Below are 17,100 nucleotides of genomic sequence, written 5' to 3' on the forward strand. Positions count from 1 at the left end.
GCGGCTGGAGCGGCTCCGGGACTGGTCCCGTTGCTCGACGACGACCGGGTTGTCACCGGCATGTGCACCCGAAAAGCCGCCGCGGCTTTCGGCCGTGTCCCGCTCAACGAGGGTGAGCGCGTCTCGAGTCCCAAGACTGGCCATAGAAAATTACCTCCTTTCGAAGGAAGCCGAATGTCAGCGATGACGGGATACCCAATGCGCTCGCCGACGGCGTGACACTGAGATACGCGGTGGCGCCGGTCGCCTTGAGGCGATTGCCGATGACCACGGATACAATGCTAGCTTTCGTAAAATCGTCTGTAAATACCCTATCTGAATCTAAACGCTCAAATTGCAGGGTTAAATACAATCATCGCGCACTACGTACGTAGATGGTGATTTGTTTTATTACGCGCGGCGATGCTGGTGGAGAAATGCATTCGCAAGAGCAGTCCCTGCCGGTTGGTGCGCTGCCACAAGATCTCTCACAATGTAATCGACCAGATCTAACAATTCAGAAACGAGATACGTTGTCTGCTTTGCCGCTGCTTGTTGCCAAGGTGTCTTGGTAAGGCTTCGATCGCGGTCCAATGACCGGATCGCGAGTTCGGTATTCCATTGCGGAGTATTCGGGGGATGAAGGGGCGCTGTACCTGACTGAAGCTAAAAGGCAACGTACGTATACGGTCGTTTACCCTGTTGGGGTCCGAGTACTGATTTCGGGGATGCGGCTCTGTACCAAACGGCACGCGCCGCCGGGGAGAGGCGATCCCGTGCGCCGTCCAGCGCTGCCGGCGAATCACCGGCGGGCCTCCGGGGCGGCCTCCGGGGCGGCCTCCGGGGCGGCATCCGGAGCCGGCCGGAGATGACGGTCTAGTCGAGCCGTACCAGGAGATCGCGCATGCCGCCGACATCGACGAACATGGCGAGGTCGCGGGCGAGCAGGCCGGCATGGCGCTCCGCGTAGGTCTCCGGCGTGAGCGTCCGCAGGAACGCCGTCACCGAGTCCGCGAGCGGCTCGGGAAACGCCCAGCCCAGGCGCTCCGACACCGCGTAGCGTCCGGTGGCCGTCGTGGCGCGCGCCAGCGTCAGGGCGCCGCACAGGCCGCCCTCGTAGAGCCGGTTCGGCAGGAGCCAGTCCGAATTAAGTCCATCATCGAGGTAATCGACGGCCCAACTGAAGTGAATCCCGCTGTAGATCTCCGGAAGATCCCGGGGATTGGCGTAGGGCCCCCGGAACGACATGTTCGGGCGGCCATCCAGCGTGTCCGCCAGAACGCGCGGGGCGATATCCTCCTCGGAGAGGCGCCCGGCCAGGACGATCCGCACGGAGTCGCCGAGGGCGTCCGCGATGGCGGCGAGGATCGTCAGGCTCCGGCGGCAGCGCAGCGTCCCGAACCAGCCGATCACCCAGGGCGGTTCCGCCGTCCGCGCGCGGTCGAGCCGGGTCGCCACCTCGCCCAGGCGGTGGCCCATGACCTTGTTCTCGAGGAGGTGCCACGCGCCGGCGAAGCCCTGGACCGGCCGGAAGTACCGGTCGATGAAGTCCGGGGCGCTGACGACGAGGAGGTCGCTGCGGCCGAGGATCCAGCGCTCGACCGCGCGGGCGACCCGCCCCGGGGCGTCCGGCCGGACCATCAGCCGCTGGATGTCGAGCACCTCGTAGACGAGGCGCGCGCGGCTGCCGGCGAGGCGCGCCGCGGTCCAGGCCACGAGGGCCATGTCGAGGTTGCGCACGTAGATCACGTCCGCCGCGCGCAGGTCGCGGCGGCGGCGCAGCGCCCGGACGATGCCGACGGCGAGGCGCGGCAGGCGACGGGCGTAGTTACGGTCGACGGTCAGGCCGAGGGGGACGATGTCGTCCGCCGCCGGAGGCTCGGCCGGCATCCCGCCGGCGCGGTCCCGCTCGAAGGCGTACACGACGACCGACCAGCCGGCTTCCCGGATGGCGTCGATCCGCTTCCGGACCGTGGGCTCGGCCCTGTCGTGTCCGAAGAAGGCGACGCGGCGGCCGCGGGCGGTCGCATGGGCGGTGGCCGGCGCGGACATCGCGCGCGCCGGGGCCGGGGCAGTCGCGGCCGGCGCGAAGGCCGTCACGGGGTCGAGGCCTTCGGCGAGCGGCCCGGTCACGAGGCCGCCTGCGTCGCGCCGCGGGCCTTGCGCCGGGCCGCGGTCCAGCGGGTCAGCGCGCTGCGCGGGCCGCCGCGCCGGACCGTCGGCCCGTCGCTGGTCTTGTTGAGCACGATGCCCAGGACGGTGCTGCCGCTCGACTCGAGGTCATGCACGGCGGCGGCGACCTCGTCGATGCTCGTCCGGCCCGCCTCGACCACGATGATCAGGCCGTCGAGCCCGTCGAGGAGCGGACGGAGGGTGGGGAGCTCGTCCACCGGAGGCAGGTCGACGACGACGCGGTCGAGGGCGGGGCGTCCGTCCCCCACCACCGCGGCGACGCCCTCCGGGGTCATCAGATCGCTGAAATGGGGATCGTTCGGGTGGCGGTTGCCGCAGGCGAGCAGGCGGACCTCGCCGGGCTGGGGCCGGACCGCCTCGGTGGCGCAGCAGCGGCCGGCGAGCACGTCGAGGAGGCCGCGCTGCTCGGTGGCCTGGCTGAGCCGCGAGAGCGTCCCCTGCCGGACGTCGGCGTCGATCATGAGCACCCGCCCGGAGCTCGACCGGACGCGGGCGAGGAGCTGGCCGAGATTGCTCGCGAACAGGGTCTTGCCCGCGCCGGCCCCCACGGACGTGACGCCGATCGCGAAGACCGGGCCGCGGCGGTCGCTGCCCAGGACGTGGGTCTTCAGGCTGTGCAGGCGCTCGACGAACACCGATTGCGGCATGAACCGCACGGCGCTCGCCCGGAACGCCTCGACGCTGGCGGGGCGCTGCGCCTCGTTGGCATGGGCCTGCGCCAGCGCCAGGGCCGCCCGGAAGCCGGGCTCGCGCCGCAGCTCGGGGAGGGCGGCGAGGCAGGTCAGTCCGTGGCCGGTCAGCTGCCGGGGCGTGCGGATCGTCCGGTCGAACCAGTGCCGCGCGAAGGCGCCGCTCACGCCGAACCCGGTGCCGACCAGCAGACCGAGCAGCATGATCAGGCTGCCGCGGGGCGCGCTCGGGGAGTCCGGCACGGTCGCGGGCGTGATCACGTGGGCGGAGGGCTGCGGATAGGATTGCTGGTTGACGGCGTCGATGTAGCGCTGGAGCAGGTTCGTGTAGATCTGGTCGTAGGTCTCGGCGGTGCGGTCGAGCTCCTTCGCCTTGACCCGGGCGTTGCTCATGATCAGCGTCTTCGAGATCAGGGCGTCGAAGGCCGCCGTCATGCTGTCCTCGCGCGCCTTGGCGACCTCGTAATCGTGGTCGAGGGACACGGCGAGGCGCTCGAGTTCGGTGCGCAGCGACTGCTTGGCCGCCTGGATGTCCCGCTGGATCGCCTGGACCGCCTCGTGGTCGGGGCCGAGGCGGCGCTTCAGGTCGTCGGCGCGCTGCACGAGGTCGACGTACTGCCGGCGCAGCTGGATGATCACGCTGTCCTTGAAGGCCTCGGTGATCCCCGGGTCGGCGATGTCGGAGTCGAGGAGCCCGCGGATCTGGTCGCGCACCGCGCGGGCGTCGACGGTCTTGGACCGCGCGGCGGCCACGGCCGTGTTGAGCTCCTCGACCTGCTGCTCGCCCACGAGGCCGCGCTTGCCGAGGTCGATGATGGTGTGCTCGGCCTTGTAGGTCTGGGCCTCGCGCGAGGCCTGGCTGGCGCGCTGCTGGAGTTCCTTCAGCCGCGGCAGCATCCACTCGCCGGCGACCTTCCAGACCTGGGCCCGGTTCTCCAGCTCGGTGCTGACATAGGCCTCGGCCACCGCGTTCGCGACGGCGGCCGCCGTCGCGGGATGGTCGGCGCTGTAGCCGACCTCGATGACGTAGGCGGCGCCGATGCGGCTGGCCTCCACGTTCTCGCGCAGCGTCCGCGCCTGACGGAGGTCCGGGCTGACGGGGGCGGATTCCTGGACCGGCCGCTGGGCCCCGACCAGCCGGAGGGGCAGCGCCTTGGCGGCCTTCAGGAACTCCCGGACCTTCGCGACCAGCGGGTGCGTCGGCACCGCCAGATCCTCCAGGGCCGCCGCGTCGAGCCTGTGCACGGCGGCCAGGGCGATCTTCTCCGAGCGCATGTACTCGACCTGGCTCTCGACCTCGGCGATCTCGAGCGGGGTCCCGGCATTGGGCGTGTCGCGGGCCGTCACCGGGCTGGAGCGGCTCTCGATGTAGACGCGGGCCCGGGCCGTGAAGATGGCCGGCGCGGTCGCGACGTAGATCCCGGCGCAGACCAGGCCAACGGCCGCGAAGGCCAGGATCGACCGCCAGTTCTGCCGCGCGATGGTCAGGATCGAGACCTGGGATTCCGTCTCCGGCGAGAAGGGCTGGCCGCGCCAGGCTCCGGTCCCACCGGGGCGGGTCGCACCGATCGGCAGGAAGGACGCGCTGGTCGAGTGTCGGTTCATGGATCTCTCCTCACCGCGGCGGTCACCGCCCCGGAGCGCTCTCCGTCAAAGGGACGCCGGCTCGGCCCGATGGGCGCGTCGAGCCGGGGTGGGTGGGTCAGTTCTGGCCGGCCCCGTCGCCGACGCCCCGCATGGCGGGGTCCGGCTTGAGCGCGATTTCCACGACGTCGCCCGGCTGGAGCTCCGTGTCCTCGGCGGCGTCGATCTGCGTCTTGGTCGGTCCGCTCTGCCGGAAGACCGCGATCGCCGCCTGCGCGCGGCTTCCGGACAGGAGCTGCGCCCGGAGGGCGCCGGTGTAGACCAGCTTGTCGTTGATGCTGTTCAGGCGCGACCGGTACGTCGCCAGGTTGTTCTCCGCGACCTGGAGCTTCTCCAGGGCGTCCATGGCCTGCACGTCGTCGACCCGCTCGAGCTTGCGGGCGACGTCGCTCTTGTCGCGCTCGAGCTGGGTGAGCTGGACCGTCGTCTGCAGGGCGCGGGTCGAGGAGAGCAGGACGGCGCGGCGCGCATCGGTCAGGCGGGTCGTGACCACGGCGCCGCGCTGGAAGAGCGCCCGCACCGTGTCGTAATCCTCGGCGTCGGCGGTGACGCCCTCCTTCTCCTTGACCTGCTGCTCGCTGAGGCTGGCGAACTGCGTCTGCGTCCGGCTGAGGGAGCGCTGCAGGTGGTCCTTCTCCTTGGCGATGTCGGTCATCTGCACCCGGAGCTGCTGCTCGGCGAGCTTCTGCGCCGGGGTCGCGCGGCTGCCCGGGGCGACGTCCGCCGGCGGCGGGGACTTGTCGCCCCGCGACGCGGCGATGACCGCCTTCAGGCGCCAGATCGTGGCGGATTCCCGCTGGATGCTCGCCCAGGTGCTGTCGTACTCGGCGCGCAGGTTCGCCGTCTCGACGACGGGGTTCTCCATCCTGAACCGCAGGAGGTTGTAGCCGCCCGCCAGGGCGATGGCCTGCCGCACGGTCATGCCCGGATGGAACGGGTGCTCGCCCTGCTTGGTCACGTCGCCGCTCAGGTAGACCGGCTGATACTTCGAGATCCGCACCCCGATCTCGTCCGGCTCGAGCACGGCGATCGATTCCTTGCCCTCGGAGTTGCGCTGCCGCACCGCCTTGGCGGGCAGCGACTTCTGCAGGCTCTGGCGCAGCTCCGCGACGGTGAGCCCGGCGGCCGGCACGTCCCCGAGCAGCGGGACCATGACGGTGCCGTCGGTGGAGACCGTCGCCTCCTGCTTGAAGGTCGGGATGCTGAGGGCCGTGACCTCGATCGTGTCGCCGGGCCCGATGCGGTACTCCGCGGCCGCCGGCAGCGCCGACACGGCGAGCAGGCACGCCGCGAGTCCGGCGCGGGCGGCGCGGGTGGTGGCGCGTGTTCCCGCGGTCTTCGTCGAAATCTTCGACACGCATCGTCCCCTTAAGGCTCGCCCTCGGAGCCCGGGCGCGGCGATCGCGCGGCAGGACCGCGCGCCGGCCTCACGGGCTCATGAGGGCTGAGACGGCATGATGCGTAACGGCCGAGCCGGCCGGGACTCCTCCAAATGGCGGGCGCGGGCATCCATGCCGGGGCGGGGGCTTCGCCTTTCGAGGTAGGCCCCCTGGCCCGAACGGCGCGCCGGGGGCGGGAGGGGCCACCTCGGATGGGCGCCGTTCGCCTTTCGACGGACGAACCGCATCGAAAGCCTGGGTTCCCGTCCGTCCGCAGCTCTGTGCAGTTTTGACGCACAGAATTTCGGCGGAAGGAGCGGCGGGTATGCCGATTACCGATGCGGATATTGGACCGGATGTGGGCATATTCTACCCGGATCTAGTCAATATTTATGGATGTCGGATCGAAAGCGGTTCGCGGATCGGCCCCTTCGTCGAGATCCAGCGCGGCAGCCGGATCGGCCCGCGCTGCAAGATCTCCTCGCACAGCTTCATCTGCGCGGGCGTCTCGATCGGGGCCGAGGTGTTCGTCGGCCACGGCGTGGTCTTCACCAACGAGCTCTATCCGGAAGCCACCAACGCGGACGGCAGCCTGAAGCGGGACGGCGAGTGGGAACTCGTCGAGACCGTGGTCGAGGCCCGCGCCTCCATCGGCTCCAACGCCACCATCGTGGCGGGGATCACCATCGGCGAGGGTGCCCTGGTCGGCGCCGGTGCGGTCGTCACCCGGGACGTCCCGGCCTTCGCCATCGTCGCCGGATGCCCCGCGCGGGTCGTCGGCGACACGCGCACCAAGCGCGCCGAGAGCGCCGCGCGCGCCCGTTCCGTCCAGTCGCCGCGGCCCGAGCCGGCCGAGCCTCTGAAGGTTGCTTGAGGGGAATGCAGTCATGATCTCGATCGGAATCGTCGGATACGGCTACTGGGGGCCGAACCTCGCCCGGTGCACCTCGGAGAGCGAGCGCTGCCAGCTGGTGGCCATCGCCGACCAGTCGCCCGCCGCGCTCGCCCGGGCCGGCAAGCGCTACCCCGCCGTCCAGCTCCATCAGGACTGGCGCGACCTCGTGGCCGATCCCGCGATCGACGCCGTCATGGTGGCGACGCCGGTGAGCTCCCACTTCGAGATCGCCATCAACGCGCTGCGGGCCGGCAAGCACGTCTTCATCGAGAAGCCGATCACGCCCTCGGCCTTCGAGGCCCGGCTGCTGATCGAGGAGGCGGCCAAGCGCAACCTGCGGCTGATGGTCGACCACACCTTCGTCTACACGGGCGCGGTCGAGAAGATCCACGAACTCATCACGACCGACGCGATCGGCGACGTGTTCTACTACGACTCGACCCGGGTGAACCTCGGCCTGTTCCAGCGCGACGTGAACGTGATCTGGGACCTGGCGGTCCACGACCTCGCCATCCTCGACCACATCCTGGACCTCGCCCCGGTGGCGATCTCGGCGAGCGGCACCGGCCATTTCAGCGGCCGCCCCGAGAACATGGCCCACCTGACCGTCTTCTACCCGCGCGGCGTCGTCGCGCAGATCAACGTCAACTGGCTCGCGCCCGTGAAGGTGCGGCAGACGCTGATCGGCGGCAGCAAGAAGATGATCGTCTACAACGACCTCGACCCGATCGAGAAGGTCAAGGTCTACGACCGCGGCGTCACCGTCGGCGGCGGCTCGGACGACATCACCGAGCTGATGGTCTCCTACCGGACCGGCGACATGTGGTCGCCGCACCTGTCCTTCCGCGAGGCGCTGATCGTCGAGATCGAGCACTTCGCCGACTCCATCGAGAACGGCACCGCGCCCATGACCGACGGCCACAGCGGCCTGCGCGTCGTCGAGATGCTCGAAGCCGCCATGCGCTCCCTGCGCCAGAACGGCACCCCCATCGACCTCATGCCACTTGCGAGGGCCTCGTGATCCCCTTCCTCGACCTCAAGGCGCAGTACGCGGCGATCGGCGGCGACGTCGAGACCGCGGTCCTCAACGTCCTGCGCAGCGGCGACTTCGTCCTCGGCCCGGCGGTCAGCGCCTTCGAGGCGGCCTTCGCCGAGGCCTGCGGCGCCCGCCACGCGGTCGCCGTCAGCAGCGGCACCGCGGCCCTGCACCTCGCCCTCCTGGCCCTCGACATCGGTCCGGGCGACGAGGTGATCACGGTCTCGTCGACCTTCGTGGCGACGGTGGCGGCGGTGCTGTACGCCGGCGCGACCCCGGTCCTCGTCGACATCGACCCGGTCGGCTGGACCATGGACCCGGCCCTGGTCGAGGCGGCGATCACGCCCCGCACCAAGGCGATCCTGCCGGTGCACCTCCACGGCCGGATGGCCGATCTCGACGCGCTCGGCGCCATCGCCAAGCGCCACGGGATCGCCCTGGTCGAGGACGCCGCCCAGGCGCACCTCGCCGAGCGCGGCGGCCGCAAGGCCGGCACGATCGGGGATCTCGGCTGCTTCAGCTTCTACCCCGGCAAGAATCTCGGGGCCTACGGCGAGGGCGGCGCCATCGTCACGGACCGGGACGACCTCGCCGCTGCGGCCCGCTGCCTGCGCGACTGGGGCCAGCAGGGCAAGTACAACCACGTCCGCCACGGCTTCAATCTGCGCATGGACGGCGTCCAGGGCGCGGTGCTCGGGGTGAAGCTCCCGCACCTGGAGGCCTGGACCCGCGCCCGCCAGGCGGTGGCGGCGGAGTACGGCGCCCGGCTCGCGGGCCTCGGCCTGGAGCTGCCGGCTCCCGCCGGGCTCGACCACGTGTTCCACGTCTACGCCGTGTCGACCGCGGACCGCGAGGGGCTGCGCCAGTACCTCAACGCCGCCGGCATCGCCACCGGCATCCACTACCCCGTCCCGGTCCACCGGCAGCCCGCCTACAGCCACCTCGACGACGGTACCGGCCGCCTGCCGGTCACCGAGCGGCTGGCCGCCCGGACCCTGTCCCTCCCGATGTTCCCCGAGATGACGTCCGCGCAGATCGACACCGTCTGCCGGGCCGTCGCCAGCTACTGCGAGGTCGCCGATGCCCAAGCTGCGTGAGGTCACCAAGGGAAGCCGGTTCAGCGGCGACCTGCGCGGAACCCGGATCCTGGTCACGGGCGGATCGGGCTTCATCGGCTCGCACATCATCGACCTGCTGGTCGAGGCCGGCTGCGACGAGATCGTGGCCATCGACAACATGATCCGCGGCCGTCCCGAGAATCTCGGGGACGCCCTCGGCTCCGGCCGCGTCCGCCTCGTCCAGGGCGACATCCGCGACCGCGCCCTGATGGACACGCTGGTCAAGGGCACCGACGTGGTGTTCCACCAAGCGGCTCTCCGGATCACGCAGTGCGCCGCGGAGCCGCGCCACGCCTTCGAGGTGATGGCCGCCGCGACCTTCAACCTGCTGGAGAGCTGCGTCGAGGCCGGCGTCGCCAAGGTGGTGATGGCCTCCTCGGCCTCCGTGTACGGGATGGCGGAGGTCTTCCCGACGACCGAGAAGCACCATCCCTACGACAACCGGACCCTGTACGGCGCCGCCAAGTCCTTCGGCGAGGGTCTGCTGCGCTCGTTCAACGACATGCACGGGCTCGACTACGTCGCGCTCCGGTACTTCAACGCCTACGGCCCGCGGATGGACCTGACCGGCCGCTACACCGAGGTCATGGTCCGCTGGATGCAGCGCCTGGCCGAGGGGCAGTCGCCGATCGTGTTCGGCGACGGCATGCAGACCATGGACCTCGTCCATGTCCGCGACATCGCCCGGGCCAACATCCTGTCGGCGATCTCGCCCGCCACCGACGTGGTGCTCAACGTCGGCACCGGCGTCGAGACCTCGCTGGTCGACCTCGCCGGCCACCTCACCCGGATCATGGGCCGGGACGGCACGCCGCTGATCCACGAGGCCGAGCGCGCCGTGAACCCGGTGCCCCGGCGCCTCTGCGACACGAGCCTCGCCAAGGAGCTGATCGGCTTCGAGGCGAAGATCGGGGCCGCCGAGGGCCTCGCCGACCTCGTCGCCTGGTGGCAGGACGAGTCCCGCTCCGAGCATCTGCGGCGGGCGATGGCATGATCCCGATCGCCAAGCCCGAAGTCGGCGACCCCGAGGCCGAGGCCGCCGCCGCCGTCGTCCGCTCCGGATGGCTCACCCAGGGGCCGCAGGTCGCGGCCTTCGAGACGGAGTTCGCCGCGACCGTCGGCGCGCCCCACGCCTGCGCGGTCTCGAACTGCACGACCGCGCTGCATCTGGCGCTGCTCGCCGTCGGGGTCGGCCCCGGCGACGAGGTGGTGACGGTGAGCCACAGCTTCATCGCCACCGCCAACGCCATCGCCCAGTGCGGGGCCACGCCGATCTTCGTCGACATCGACCCGGCGACCTACAACATGGCCCCGGACGCCGCCGCGGCGGCGATCACCGAGAGGACGAAGGCGATCGTCTGCGTCCACCAGATGGGCATGCCCTGCGACCTGGAGGCGATCGCCGCGATCGGGCGCCGCTCGGGCATCCCGGTGATCGAGGACGCGGCCTGCGCCATCGGCTCCGAGCGGCTCCAGGGCGACGTCTGGCGGCCGATCGGCAGCCCGGCGGGCGACATCGCCTGCTTCTCGTTCCACCCGCGCAAGGTGCTGACCACCGGTGACGGCGGCATGATCACCACCGCCAACGCCGCGTGGGACCGGACCTTCCGGCTGCTGCGCCAGCACGGGATGAGCGTCTCCGACATCGCCCGCCACGGCAGCGCCCGGGTGGTGGTCGAGGAATACGCCATCGCGGGCTTCAACTACCGGATGACGGACGTGCAGGCGGCCATCGGCCGGGAGCAGCTCAAGCGGCTGCCCGACCTGATCGCCCGGCGCCGCGCCCTCGCCGACGGCTACCGCGCGCGGCTGGCCGACCTCCCCGGGGTGACGCCGCCGTCCGAGCCGATGGGGCTGCGCAGCAACTGGCAGAGCTACTGCGTGCGCCTCCCGGACGACGCGGACCAGCTGGCCGTGATGCAGGCGATGCTCGACCGCGGCATCGCCACCCGCCGGGGCATCATGTGCGCGCATCTGGAGCCGCCCTACGCGGAGGCGCCGCGGCGGTTCGCGCTGCCCGAATCCGAGCGGGCGCGCGACCACGCGATCCTGCTGCCGCTCTACGCGGCGATGACGGAGGCGGAGCAGGACCAGGTCGTCGACGGCCTGCGCGACGCCCTGCGATGATTCCCGCACCGGTCAAGAGCCTCGCCCGGACGGTCGGCCTGACGCGCCCGCGCGTCGCCGCCGCCCGGATGGCCTGCGAGCGCACGACGCTCGCCCTCGCAAGGATCCGGCGGCCGGCGCCGGGCGGCCGCATCCTCTGCTACCATTCGGTCGGCCAGTCGGAATGCGGCGTCAACGACGTCAGCCCCGCGCGCTTCCGCCACCAGCTCGAGCGCGCGCTCGGTCTCGGCTACCGCTTCGTGCCGGCGGCCACGATCGCCGACGGGCGCGGCGGCGCGCGGGACCTCGCCATCACCTTCGACGACGGCTGGCGCAGCGTCCTCGGCGGGGCGGCGCCGATCCTCAGCGATCTCGGGATCCCCTGGACCCTGTTCGTCGTGTCGGGCTGGCTCGACCGGCCCGAGAGCGCGCCGCCGGGCGTCCTGGGCTGGAACGCCATCGAGGCGCTCGCCGCCAACGGGGTCGAGATCGGCAGCCATTCCGTGACCCACCCGGATTTCGGGCGCCTCAGCGCGGAAGAGGCGGCCGAGGAGCTGGAGGAATCCCGGCGCGCCATCGGGGCCCGCCTCGGTGTGCGGCCGGACAGCTTCGCGATCCCGCTCGGGCAATCGGGCAACTGGACCAAGGTGGCCGCCCACGCCGCCCGGGAGGCGGGCTACCGGATCGTCTACGCGCAGGCGGTGGAGACCCGTCCCGCCGGGACGGTGGCGCGCAGCTTCGTCACGCAGTTCGACAACGATCTCGTCTTCGGTGCCCTGCTCCGGGGCGCCTACGACGCCTGGGAGGAGTGGGTATGAACCGACCCGCGCGGCGCCGCGTCTCCGTCGTGGTGCCCACCTGCAACCGGCCCGCGTTCCTGCGCGAGGCCCTGGCGAGCATCCGCGCCCTGGAAGGCCCCGACCTCGCCTTCGAGATCATCGTGGGCGACAACGGCGAGGCGGGGCCGGCCGCCGAGGTCGCCGCCGCGTTCGGCGCCATCCACGTCCCGGTCGACCGGCCCGGCGCCGGCGCGGCCCGCAATGCCGGCCTGACCCGGGCGAGCGCGCCCTACGTGGCGTTCCTCGACGACGACGACGTCTGGCAGCCGGCGCATATCCGGGAGCATCTGCGCCTGTTCGAGGCCGATCCGGAGCTGGGGATCGTGTTCGGGCAGATCGTCACCGCCGACCACGACCTCGTGCCGACCTACGGCCCTTGGCCGCCGGATCTCCCGTCCGAGAAGGGCGCGCTGCTGCGCCGCATGCTGAGCGGCTACTTCCCGCAGATCGGCGCGACGGTCGTGCGCCGGACCGTCGTGGACGCGATCGGCCTGTTCGACGAGGCCCTGCTCGGCGATCAGGACTGGGACTGGCAGCTGCGGGCCGTCCGCGGCCACGGCGTCGGCTTCGTCGCCGCGCCCTGCGTGCATTTCCGGCAGCGGCCGGCGGGGACCTTCGACCGCCTGATCGCCCGCCGGATCCACTTCACCCGCGTGGTCTTCCGACGCCACGCGCCGGCGCTCGGCGTCTCGCGTCTCGCCGCCCTGCGGCTCTATTTCGGGAGCGTGCAGGGCTACTACGACGCCCTGCTGGACGCCACCGAGGCCCACACGGCCCGCGGCGACCGCCGCGCCGCCGCGGGGGCGTTCCTCACTGCATTCCGCCTGATGCCGCACCGGGCGATCCGGCAGGCCTTCCGGCCGACGCGCGTGCGCGCCGCCCTGCTGGCCCTGGCCACCGGGCCGGCCGCCCGGCCGCTGACCGCCGAGCCGAAGACGCGCTGAGCCGGACGTGACTGTCGCTCCGCGGTACGGACCCTCCAGGGCCCGCGCCGCGGAGCGCGCTCGCGCTGTCCCTGTGGTGCCTGGCGCGCCGCCCGTGGTTCGGCGCCGTCCTGCGCGGCTCAGCCGCCACTGCGACGGCGCGCGGGCCTGCGTTGCGCGGAACGGTCAGGGCTGTGGAGGCGCGGGCCGGTGACCCGGCCGCCCGCGACGCGCCACCCGGCACGACCGATCCGCGGCCGCCCGGGCCCGGGGACGGCCTCAGGTGCTGGGGACCTGCGCCCGGACGCGCATCGCGCCGAACCGATCCTTCACGTTGCGGACCAGCCATTCCGGGAGGAGCAGCCGCACCGGCTCCCAGAGGCCGGAGAAGTCGCCGGCGCGGCGGAGGGCCAGCCAGGAGGCGACGCGCTGGCGCAGCGGCAGCATGCCGATGTAGTTCTTGGTCATCTCCGACACGGGGAAGTCCGACCCGAACATGTCCTGGTGGCGCAGGTCGGGCTCGCCGAGATGGGGCGTCTCGGCCGGCCCGGGCGCGCCGGCCTCCGGGGGCAGCCGGGGCAGGGCCCGCGCCTGCGCGTAGACCGCGTCGAGTCCCGCCAGCCAGGCGGCCGGCGCGTAGAGGCCGGCGACCGCGGCGGCGCTCTCGGCGCCCGCGGCGTCCCGCGCCGCGGCGTCGGTGATGAGCACCGTGAGGTGGGCCTCGTAGGCGGCCTGGTCGTGGGCGACCCGGGCCGTGGCGTCGAGCCCCGGATGGTTGATCGCCACGATCTCCGCCGCCGCGGGGGCCTCGAAGCGCGTGACCAGCGGCAGCCCGTAGGCGGCGGCCTCCAGCATCGAGGTCGACGACACGAACGGGTAGGAATCGACGTAGATGTCGGCCGCCTCGAAGAAGACCCGCGGGTCCGACAGCTCGGCATGGGCCGCGATGCGCCCGCCGGTGGCGGCCCGGGCCCGCTCCCAGTCGGCCCGCTCGCCGGGGCCGACCACGATGAGCCGGGCCTGGGGATGCGCCGCGAGGAGGTCGACGTGGCGGTCCGCGTAGGTGACCGGCCCGACGTTGCGGTACTTCGCCCCGCGGGCCACCGAGACCAGGAGGACGCTGTCCTCCGGGACGCCCAGGGCCTGCTTGGCCGCGCTGCGCGCGCGCTGGCGCTCGGGCAGGGTGATGAGGGTCGGCAGCAGGAGGCTGCGGGCCGGATCGACGCCGCGCCGCGCGACCGCCAGCCGGCGCGCGGCCTCGCGCAGGTTGATGACCGCGTGGCTGATCCGCGTCCCGATCCAGAACAGGTGGTCGGCGTGGTTGAGGAGCAGGACCGGCGGGCTCTTCGCCGGATCCGCGAAGGCGATCAGCGGGACCACGTCCTCGCAATGGATGTGCAGGACGACGACGTCGTAGCCGCGCGCGATCTGCCGCAGCTCCCGGGCCCAGGCGAGCTTGTCGCCCTTGTGGTGGTTCAGGTGGTGGATCCCGCCGCCGCTCTCGCGCACGGCGGCGATGATCCGCCCGTCGACCGGGCCGCGATGCTGGGTCAGGGCGACGCCGTTGACCCGGTCGCGGTCGGCGCCGATCCAGAGCGCGAGCATCTTGGTGAGGCCGCCGACCGGGGCGAGCTGCGTGCAGACGTGGAGGACGCGCCGGTACGGAGCCCCGTCGGCCCGCGCGCCGTCCGGGCCGCCGCCGTCGAGGGTCCGGCCGATCCCGGTCATCAACCGTTCGAGGCGCGGGCTCGCGAACACGCCGCAGTGCCGGTGCGCCGCCAGGGTCGCCGCGATGGCGGTCTCGACGGCCGCGCCGGCCTGATCGCCGGCCGCCGCGAGACGCTCCGCGTGCCGCACCCGGGCATCGAAGGCCGCGAAGTTCGACCGGATCCGCCCGGCGCGGGACGCCGTCCCGCCCGCGGTTTCCCCATCGCCGTCACGGACGGGTTCAAACGCGCCTCTGACCATCACGCCCTCCGGGCCTCAGCGCTGCGACGCGGCGCCGTTCGTTGTCCAGGTCCCCGCCTCGTGGAACACGCCGAAGACGTCCGGCGCGAAGACGGGGTGCTCGATGTGGAAGCGGCCGCCGATCTTGGCCGCGAGGAGCCGCTCGAAGCCGCGCTGCCGGACCACCATCGAGACCGTGTAGGTGTCGGCGGTCAGGGTCAGCGGCGGCGTCAGCAGCTCCACCTCGCCCTCGCCCGCGAGGGCGGTCAGGCCGGCGCCGTCCGCCTGGGTGCTGAAATTGCAGCAGAGCAGCTCGTCGGACCGGGTGATCGAGAACAGGACGTGCGGGTCGGCGATCGGCTCGGCGGCGCTGTAGCGGGCCCGGATCCGCATCCGCTCGCCGTGGCGGAACAGCGTCCGCGGCGCGCCGGATTCGTCGGTGATCGCCACGTCGCTGATCTTGACCGGCAGGTCGCCGCTGTCCGGGCGGAACCACGCGGTGTCGGCGAGATAGCTGTCCCGCTCGTAGTGGGTCAGGCCCTCGTCGGTGGGGCCGTCATAGGCGACGCGGCCGCCCTTGATGTAGATCACGCGCTCGCACATGGTCTTGATGCTGAACATGTTGTGCGAGACCAGCAGGATCGTCGAACCCTTGCCCTGGAGGCGCCGGGCGAAGTCCATGCACTTGCGCTGGAAGGTGTAGTCGCCCACCGCCAGCACCTCGTCGAGGAGCAGGATGTCGGGCTCGAGATGCGCGGCGACCGAGAAGGCCAGCCGGACATACATGCCGCTGGAATAGCGCTTCACCGGCATGTCGATGAAGTCGCCGATCTCCGAGAACGCGACGATCGCGTCGAACTTCGCGGCGATCTCCCGACGGTCCATCCCGAGGATCGAGCCGTAGAGGAAGATGTTCTCGCGGCCGGTCAGCTCCCGGTGGAAACCGGTGCCGACCTCGAGCAGGGCCCCGACCCGGCCCTCGAGGCGGATCCGGCCGGTGGTCGGCGCGGCGATCCGCGACAGGAGCTTGAGGAGCGTGCTCTTGCCGGCGCCGTTGAGGCCGATGATGCCGACATTCTCGCCGTGCCGGATGCCGAAGCTGACCTCCTTCAGCGCCCAGAAGCTCTCCTGCGACGGGCGCGCCGCGGAGCGGCGGGTCACCAGGCCGCGGACGCCCTCGCTGAGCGCGTCGCGCAGCGAGTTCTGGTGCGCGGCGCGCGGGGCACGCCAGTACTGCTTGCCGATATCCTGAACGCTGATTGCCATCGACATCAGATTACATCCGCGAAGGAGCGCTCCATGCGCTGGAAGAAGATCAGTCCGCTGATGAGCAGGGCGAAGGCGGCCGTGACCGAGACGGCGACCGCGAAGGCGTCGGGCGGCGTGCCGCCCAGGATGGCGAACCGGAACGCCTCGATCAGGCCGACCATCGGGTTGAGCGCGTAGACCCAGCGCACCGAGGCCGGCACGATGCTCGACGCGTAGACGATCGGCGAGGCGTACATCCAGATCTGGATCACGAACGGCAGCGTGTGCTTGATGTCCCGGAAGCGGACGTTGATCGGCCCGAGCCAGAGGCTCACGCCGAGGGCGAGCATCGCCGTGACGATCAGGGTCGGGACGGCGAGCACGAGGTGCCAGTCCGGCACCGCCCCGTACCAGGCCATCAGGGCCAGCAGCACGCCGAGCGCGATGGCGAAGTCGACCATCGGCGAGATCACCGTCGCCAGCGGGATGACCAGCCGCGGGAAGTAGATCTTCCGGATCAGCTCGGCCTCCGCCACGAGGCCGTTGGCGCTGCGCCGCACCGCCTCGGAGAAGTACGTCCACAGGACGACCGCGCTGCCGGCGAAGAGTGCGTAGGGGGCGCCGTCGGTGGGGATCTTGGCGAAGTGGCCGAAGATCACCGTGAAGATCAGGACGGTGAAGAGCGGCTGCGCGATCGCCCAGGAGGCGCCCATGGCGGTCTGCCGGTAGAGCACCTTCAGGTCCCGCAGGATCAGGACGCGCAGCAGGTCGCGGTACTGCCAGAGGCCCGCGGCGTCGAAGGCGACGATCCGGTCGTCGGGCGCGATCTCGGTCACCCGCAGCGTCGACGGGTCGGTCCGCTGTTCGGTTGGCCCGCGTTCCGACGTGCCGAGGGCCAGCGCATCCAGAGATTTCATCATTCGAGGCGGTCCCGCATGACGCTCTGAGCCCGTGGTCGAGCTCGTGGGACCCGGTGCGAATCGGAAGAGGAGCCGCCCGGTCGTCCCGCCGGAACGGGCTATCATCGCGGTGCGGCGGTTCGAATTACACCTTTCGTCGTATCGGTCCGGCCGACTGAAGTGGTGGTTGTGATCAGCAACCGTA

The 17,100-nt window shown here is 71.5% G+C and carries 13 protein-coding genes; 7 read left to right on the forward strand and 6 right to left on the reverse strand.

What is annotated here, in order from left to right:
- Nucleotides 1–855 precede the first annotated feature (855 nt).
- From ACLBXO_RS01500 to ACLBXO_RS01510, 3 genes are all read right to left on the reverse strand, one after another.
- Entirely contained in the window at nt 856–2,112 is a 1,257-nt protein-coding gene (locus ACLBXO_RS01500) for a glycosyltransferase (protein WP_447684267.1), read from the reverse strand.
- Complete coding sequence (locus ACLBXO_RS01505; RefSeq protein WP_447684268.1) at nt 2,109–4,466, reverse strand: GumC family protein; 2,358 nt, start codon at nt 4,464–4,466, stop codon at nt 2,109–2,111. The genes ACLBXO_RS01500 and ACLBXO_RS01505 overlap by 4 nt, the downstream gene beginning before the upstream one ends.
- 97 nt (nt 4,467–4,563) lie before the next feature.
- The gene (locus ACLBXO_RS01510) at nt 4,564–5,862 is read right to left on the reverse strand and encodes a polysaccharide biosynthesis/export family protein (protein WP_331313228.1); all 1,299 of its coding nucleotides are present in this window, start codon (nt 5,860–5,862) and stop codon (nt 4,564–4,566) included.
- A gap of 347 nt (nt 5,863–6,209) precedes the next feature.
- On the opposite strand from ACLBXO_RS01510, the gene ACLBXO_RS01515 reads away from it, so the two are divergent.
- From ACLBXO_RS01515 to ACLBXO_RS01545, 7 genes are read left to right on the forward strand one after another with little or no spacing between them, the layout of a single operon-like run.
- Complete coding sequence (locus ACLBXO_RS01515; RefSeq protein ID WP_331313229.1) at nt 6,210–6,758, forward strand: acyltransferase; 549 nt, start codon at nt 6,210–6,212, stop codon at nt 6,756–6,758.
- A 13-nt stretch (nt 6,759–6,771) separates the two neighbouring features.
- The gene (locus tag ACLBXO_RS01520; RefSeq protein WP_273561109.1) at nt 6,772–7,800 is read left to right on the forward strand and encodes a Gfo/Idh/MocA family protein; all 1,029 of its coding nucleotides are present in this window, start codon (nt 6,772–6,774) and stop codon (nt 7,798–7,800) included.
- Nucleotides 7,797–8,912: a DegT/DnrJ/EryC1/StrS family aminotransferase gene (locus ACLBXO_RS01525; protein ID WP_331313230.1), complete on the forward strand. Its 1,116-nt coding sequence runs from the start codon at nt 7,797–7,799 to the stop codon at nt 8,910–8,912. Before ACLBXO_RS01520 ends, ACLBXO_RS01525 begins: the two co-directional genes overlap by 4 nt.
- Nucleotides 8,896–9,927, forward strand: a complete 1,032-nt coding sequence (locus tag ACLBXO_RS01530; RefSeq protein ID WP_331313231.1) for an NAD-dependent epimerase/dehydratase family protein — start codon at nt 8,896–8,898, stop codon at nt 9,925–9,927. The genes ACLBXO_RS01525 and ACLBXO_RS01530 overlap by 17 nt, the downstream gene beginning before the upstream one ends.
- Complete coding sequence (locus ACLBXO_RS01535) at nt 9,924–11,060, forward strand: DegT/DnrJ/EryC1/StrS family aminotransferase (RefSeq protein ID WP_447684269.1); 1,137 nt, start codon at nt 9,924–9,926, stop codon at nt 11,058–11,060. Before ACLBXO_RS01530 ends, ACLBXO_RS01535 begins: the two co-directional genes overlap by 4 nt.
- Nucleotides 11,057–11,857 carry a polysaccharide deacetylase family protein gene (locus ACLBXO_RS01540; RefSeq protein ID WP_331313233.1) on the forward strand — a complete coding sequence of 267 codons (801 nt, stop codon included), beginning with the start codon at nt 11,057–11,059 and terminating at the stop codon, nt 11,855–11,857. The genes ACLBXO_RS01535 and ACLBXO_RS01540 overlap by 4 nt, the downstream gene beginning before the upstream one ends.
- Nucleotides 11,854–12,822, forward strand: coding sequence for a glycosyltransferase family 2 protein (locus ACLBXO_RS01545; protein ID WP_447684270.1), 969 nt, complete (start codon nt 11,854–11,856; stop codon nt 12,820–12,822). The genes ACLBXO_RS01540 and ACLBXO_RS01545 overlap by 4 nt, the downstream gene beginning before the upstream one ends.
- A 258-nt stretch (nt 12,823–13,080) precedes the next feature.
- Here ACLBXO_RS01545 and ACLBXO_RS01550 read toward each other — a convergent pair whose 3' ends face one another.
- The 3 genes from ACLBXO_RS01550 to ACLBXO_RS01560 are packed head-to-tail and all read right to left on the reverse strand — an operon-like array spanning nt 13,081 to nt 16,916.
- Entirely contained in the window at nt 13,081–14,769 is a 1,689-nt protein-coding gene (locus tag ACLBXO_RS01550) for a glycosyltransferase (protein WP_447684271.1), read from the reverse strand.
- 15 nt (nt 14,770–14,784) lie between these two features.
- A complete protein-coding gene (locus ACLBXO_RS01555) occupies nt 14,785–16,020 on the reverse strand; it encodes an ABC transporter ATP-binding protein (protein WP_447684272.1) in 1,236 nt (411 codons plus the stop codon).
- Complete coding sequence (locus ACLBXO_RS01560) at nt 16,020–16,916, reverse strand: ABC transporter permease (protein ID WP_331313235.1); 897 nt, start codon at nt 16,914–16,916, stop codon at nt 16,020–16,022. The genes ACLBXO_RS01555 and ACLBXO_RS01560 overlap by 1 nt, the downstream gene beginning before the upstream one ends.
- Nucleotides 16,917–17,100 lie beyond the last annotated feature (184 nt).

This window comes from Methylobacterium sp. C33D, from assembly GCF_053345825.1.

Excerpts from the sequence above, each read along its gene's own strand:
- ACLBXO_RS01505 (WP_447684268.1), bottom strand. The coding sequence starts at position 4,466 with ATGAACCGACACTCGACCAGCGCGTCCTTCCTGCCGATCGGTGCGACC.
- ACLBXO_RS01515 (WP_331313229.1), top strand. The coding sequence starts at position 6,210 with ATGCCGATTACCGATGCGGATATTGGACCGGATGTGGGCATATTCTAC.
- ACLBXO_RS01520 (WP_273561109.1), top strand. The coding sequence starts at position 6,772 with ATGATCTCGATCGGAATCGTCGGATACGGCTACTGGGGGCCGAACCTC.
- ACLBXO_RS01530 (WP_331313231.1), top strand. The coding sequence starts at position 8,896 with ATGCCCAAGCTGCGTGAGGTCACCAAGGGAAGCCGGTTCAGCGGCGAC.
- ACLBXO_RS01535 (WP_447684269.1), top strand. The coding sequence starts at position 9,924 with ATGATCCCGATCGCCAAGCCCGAAGTCGGCGACCCCGAGGCCGAGGCC.
- ACLBXO_RS01540 (WP_331313233.1), top strand. The coding sequence starts at position 11,057 with ATGATTCCCGCACCGGTCAAGAGCCTCGCCCGGACGGTCGGCCTGACG.
- ACLBXO_RS01545 (WP_447684270.1), top strand. The coding sequence starts at position 11,854 with ATGAACCGACCCGCGCGGCGCCGCGTCTCCGTCGTGGTGCCCACCTGC.
- ACLBXO_RS01550 (WP_447684271.1), bottom strand. The coding sequence starts at position 14,769 with ATGGTCAGAGGCGCGTTTGAACCCGTCCGTGACGGCGATGGGGAAACC.
- ACLBXO_RS01555 (WP_447684272.1), bottom strand. The coding sequence starts at position 16,020 with ATGTCGATGGCAATCAGCGTTCAGGATATCGGCAAGCAGTACTGGCGT.
- ACLBXO_RS01560 (WP_331313235.1), bottom strand. The coding sequence starts at position 16,916 with ATGATGAAATCTCTGGATGCGCTGGCCCTCGGCACGTCGGAACGCGGG.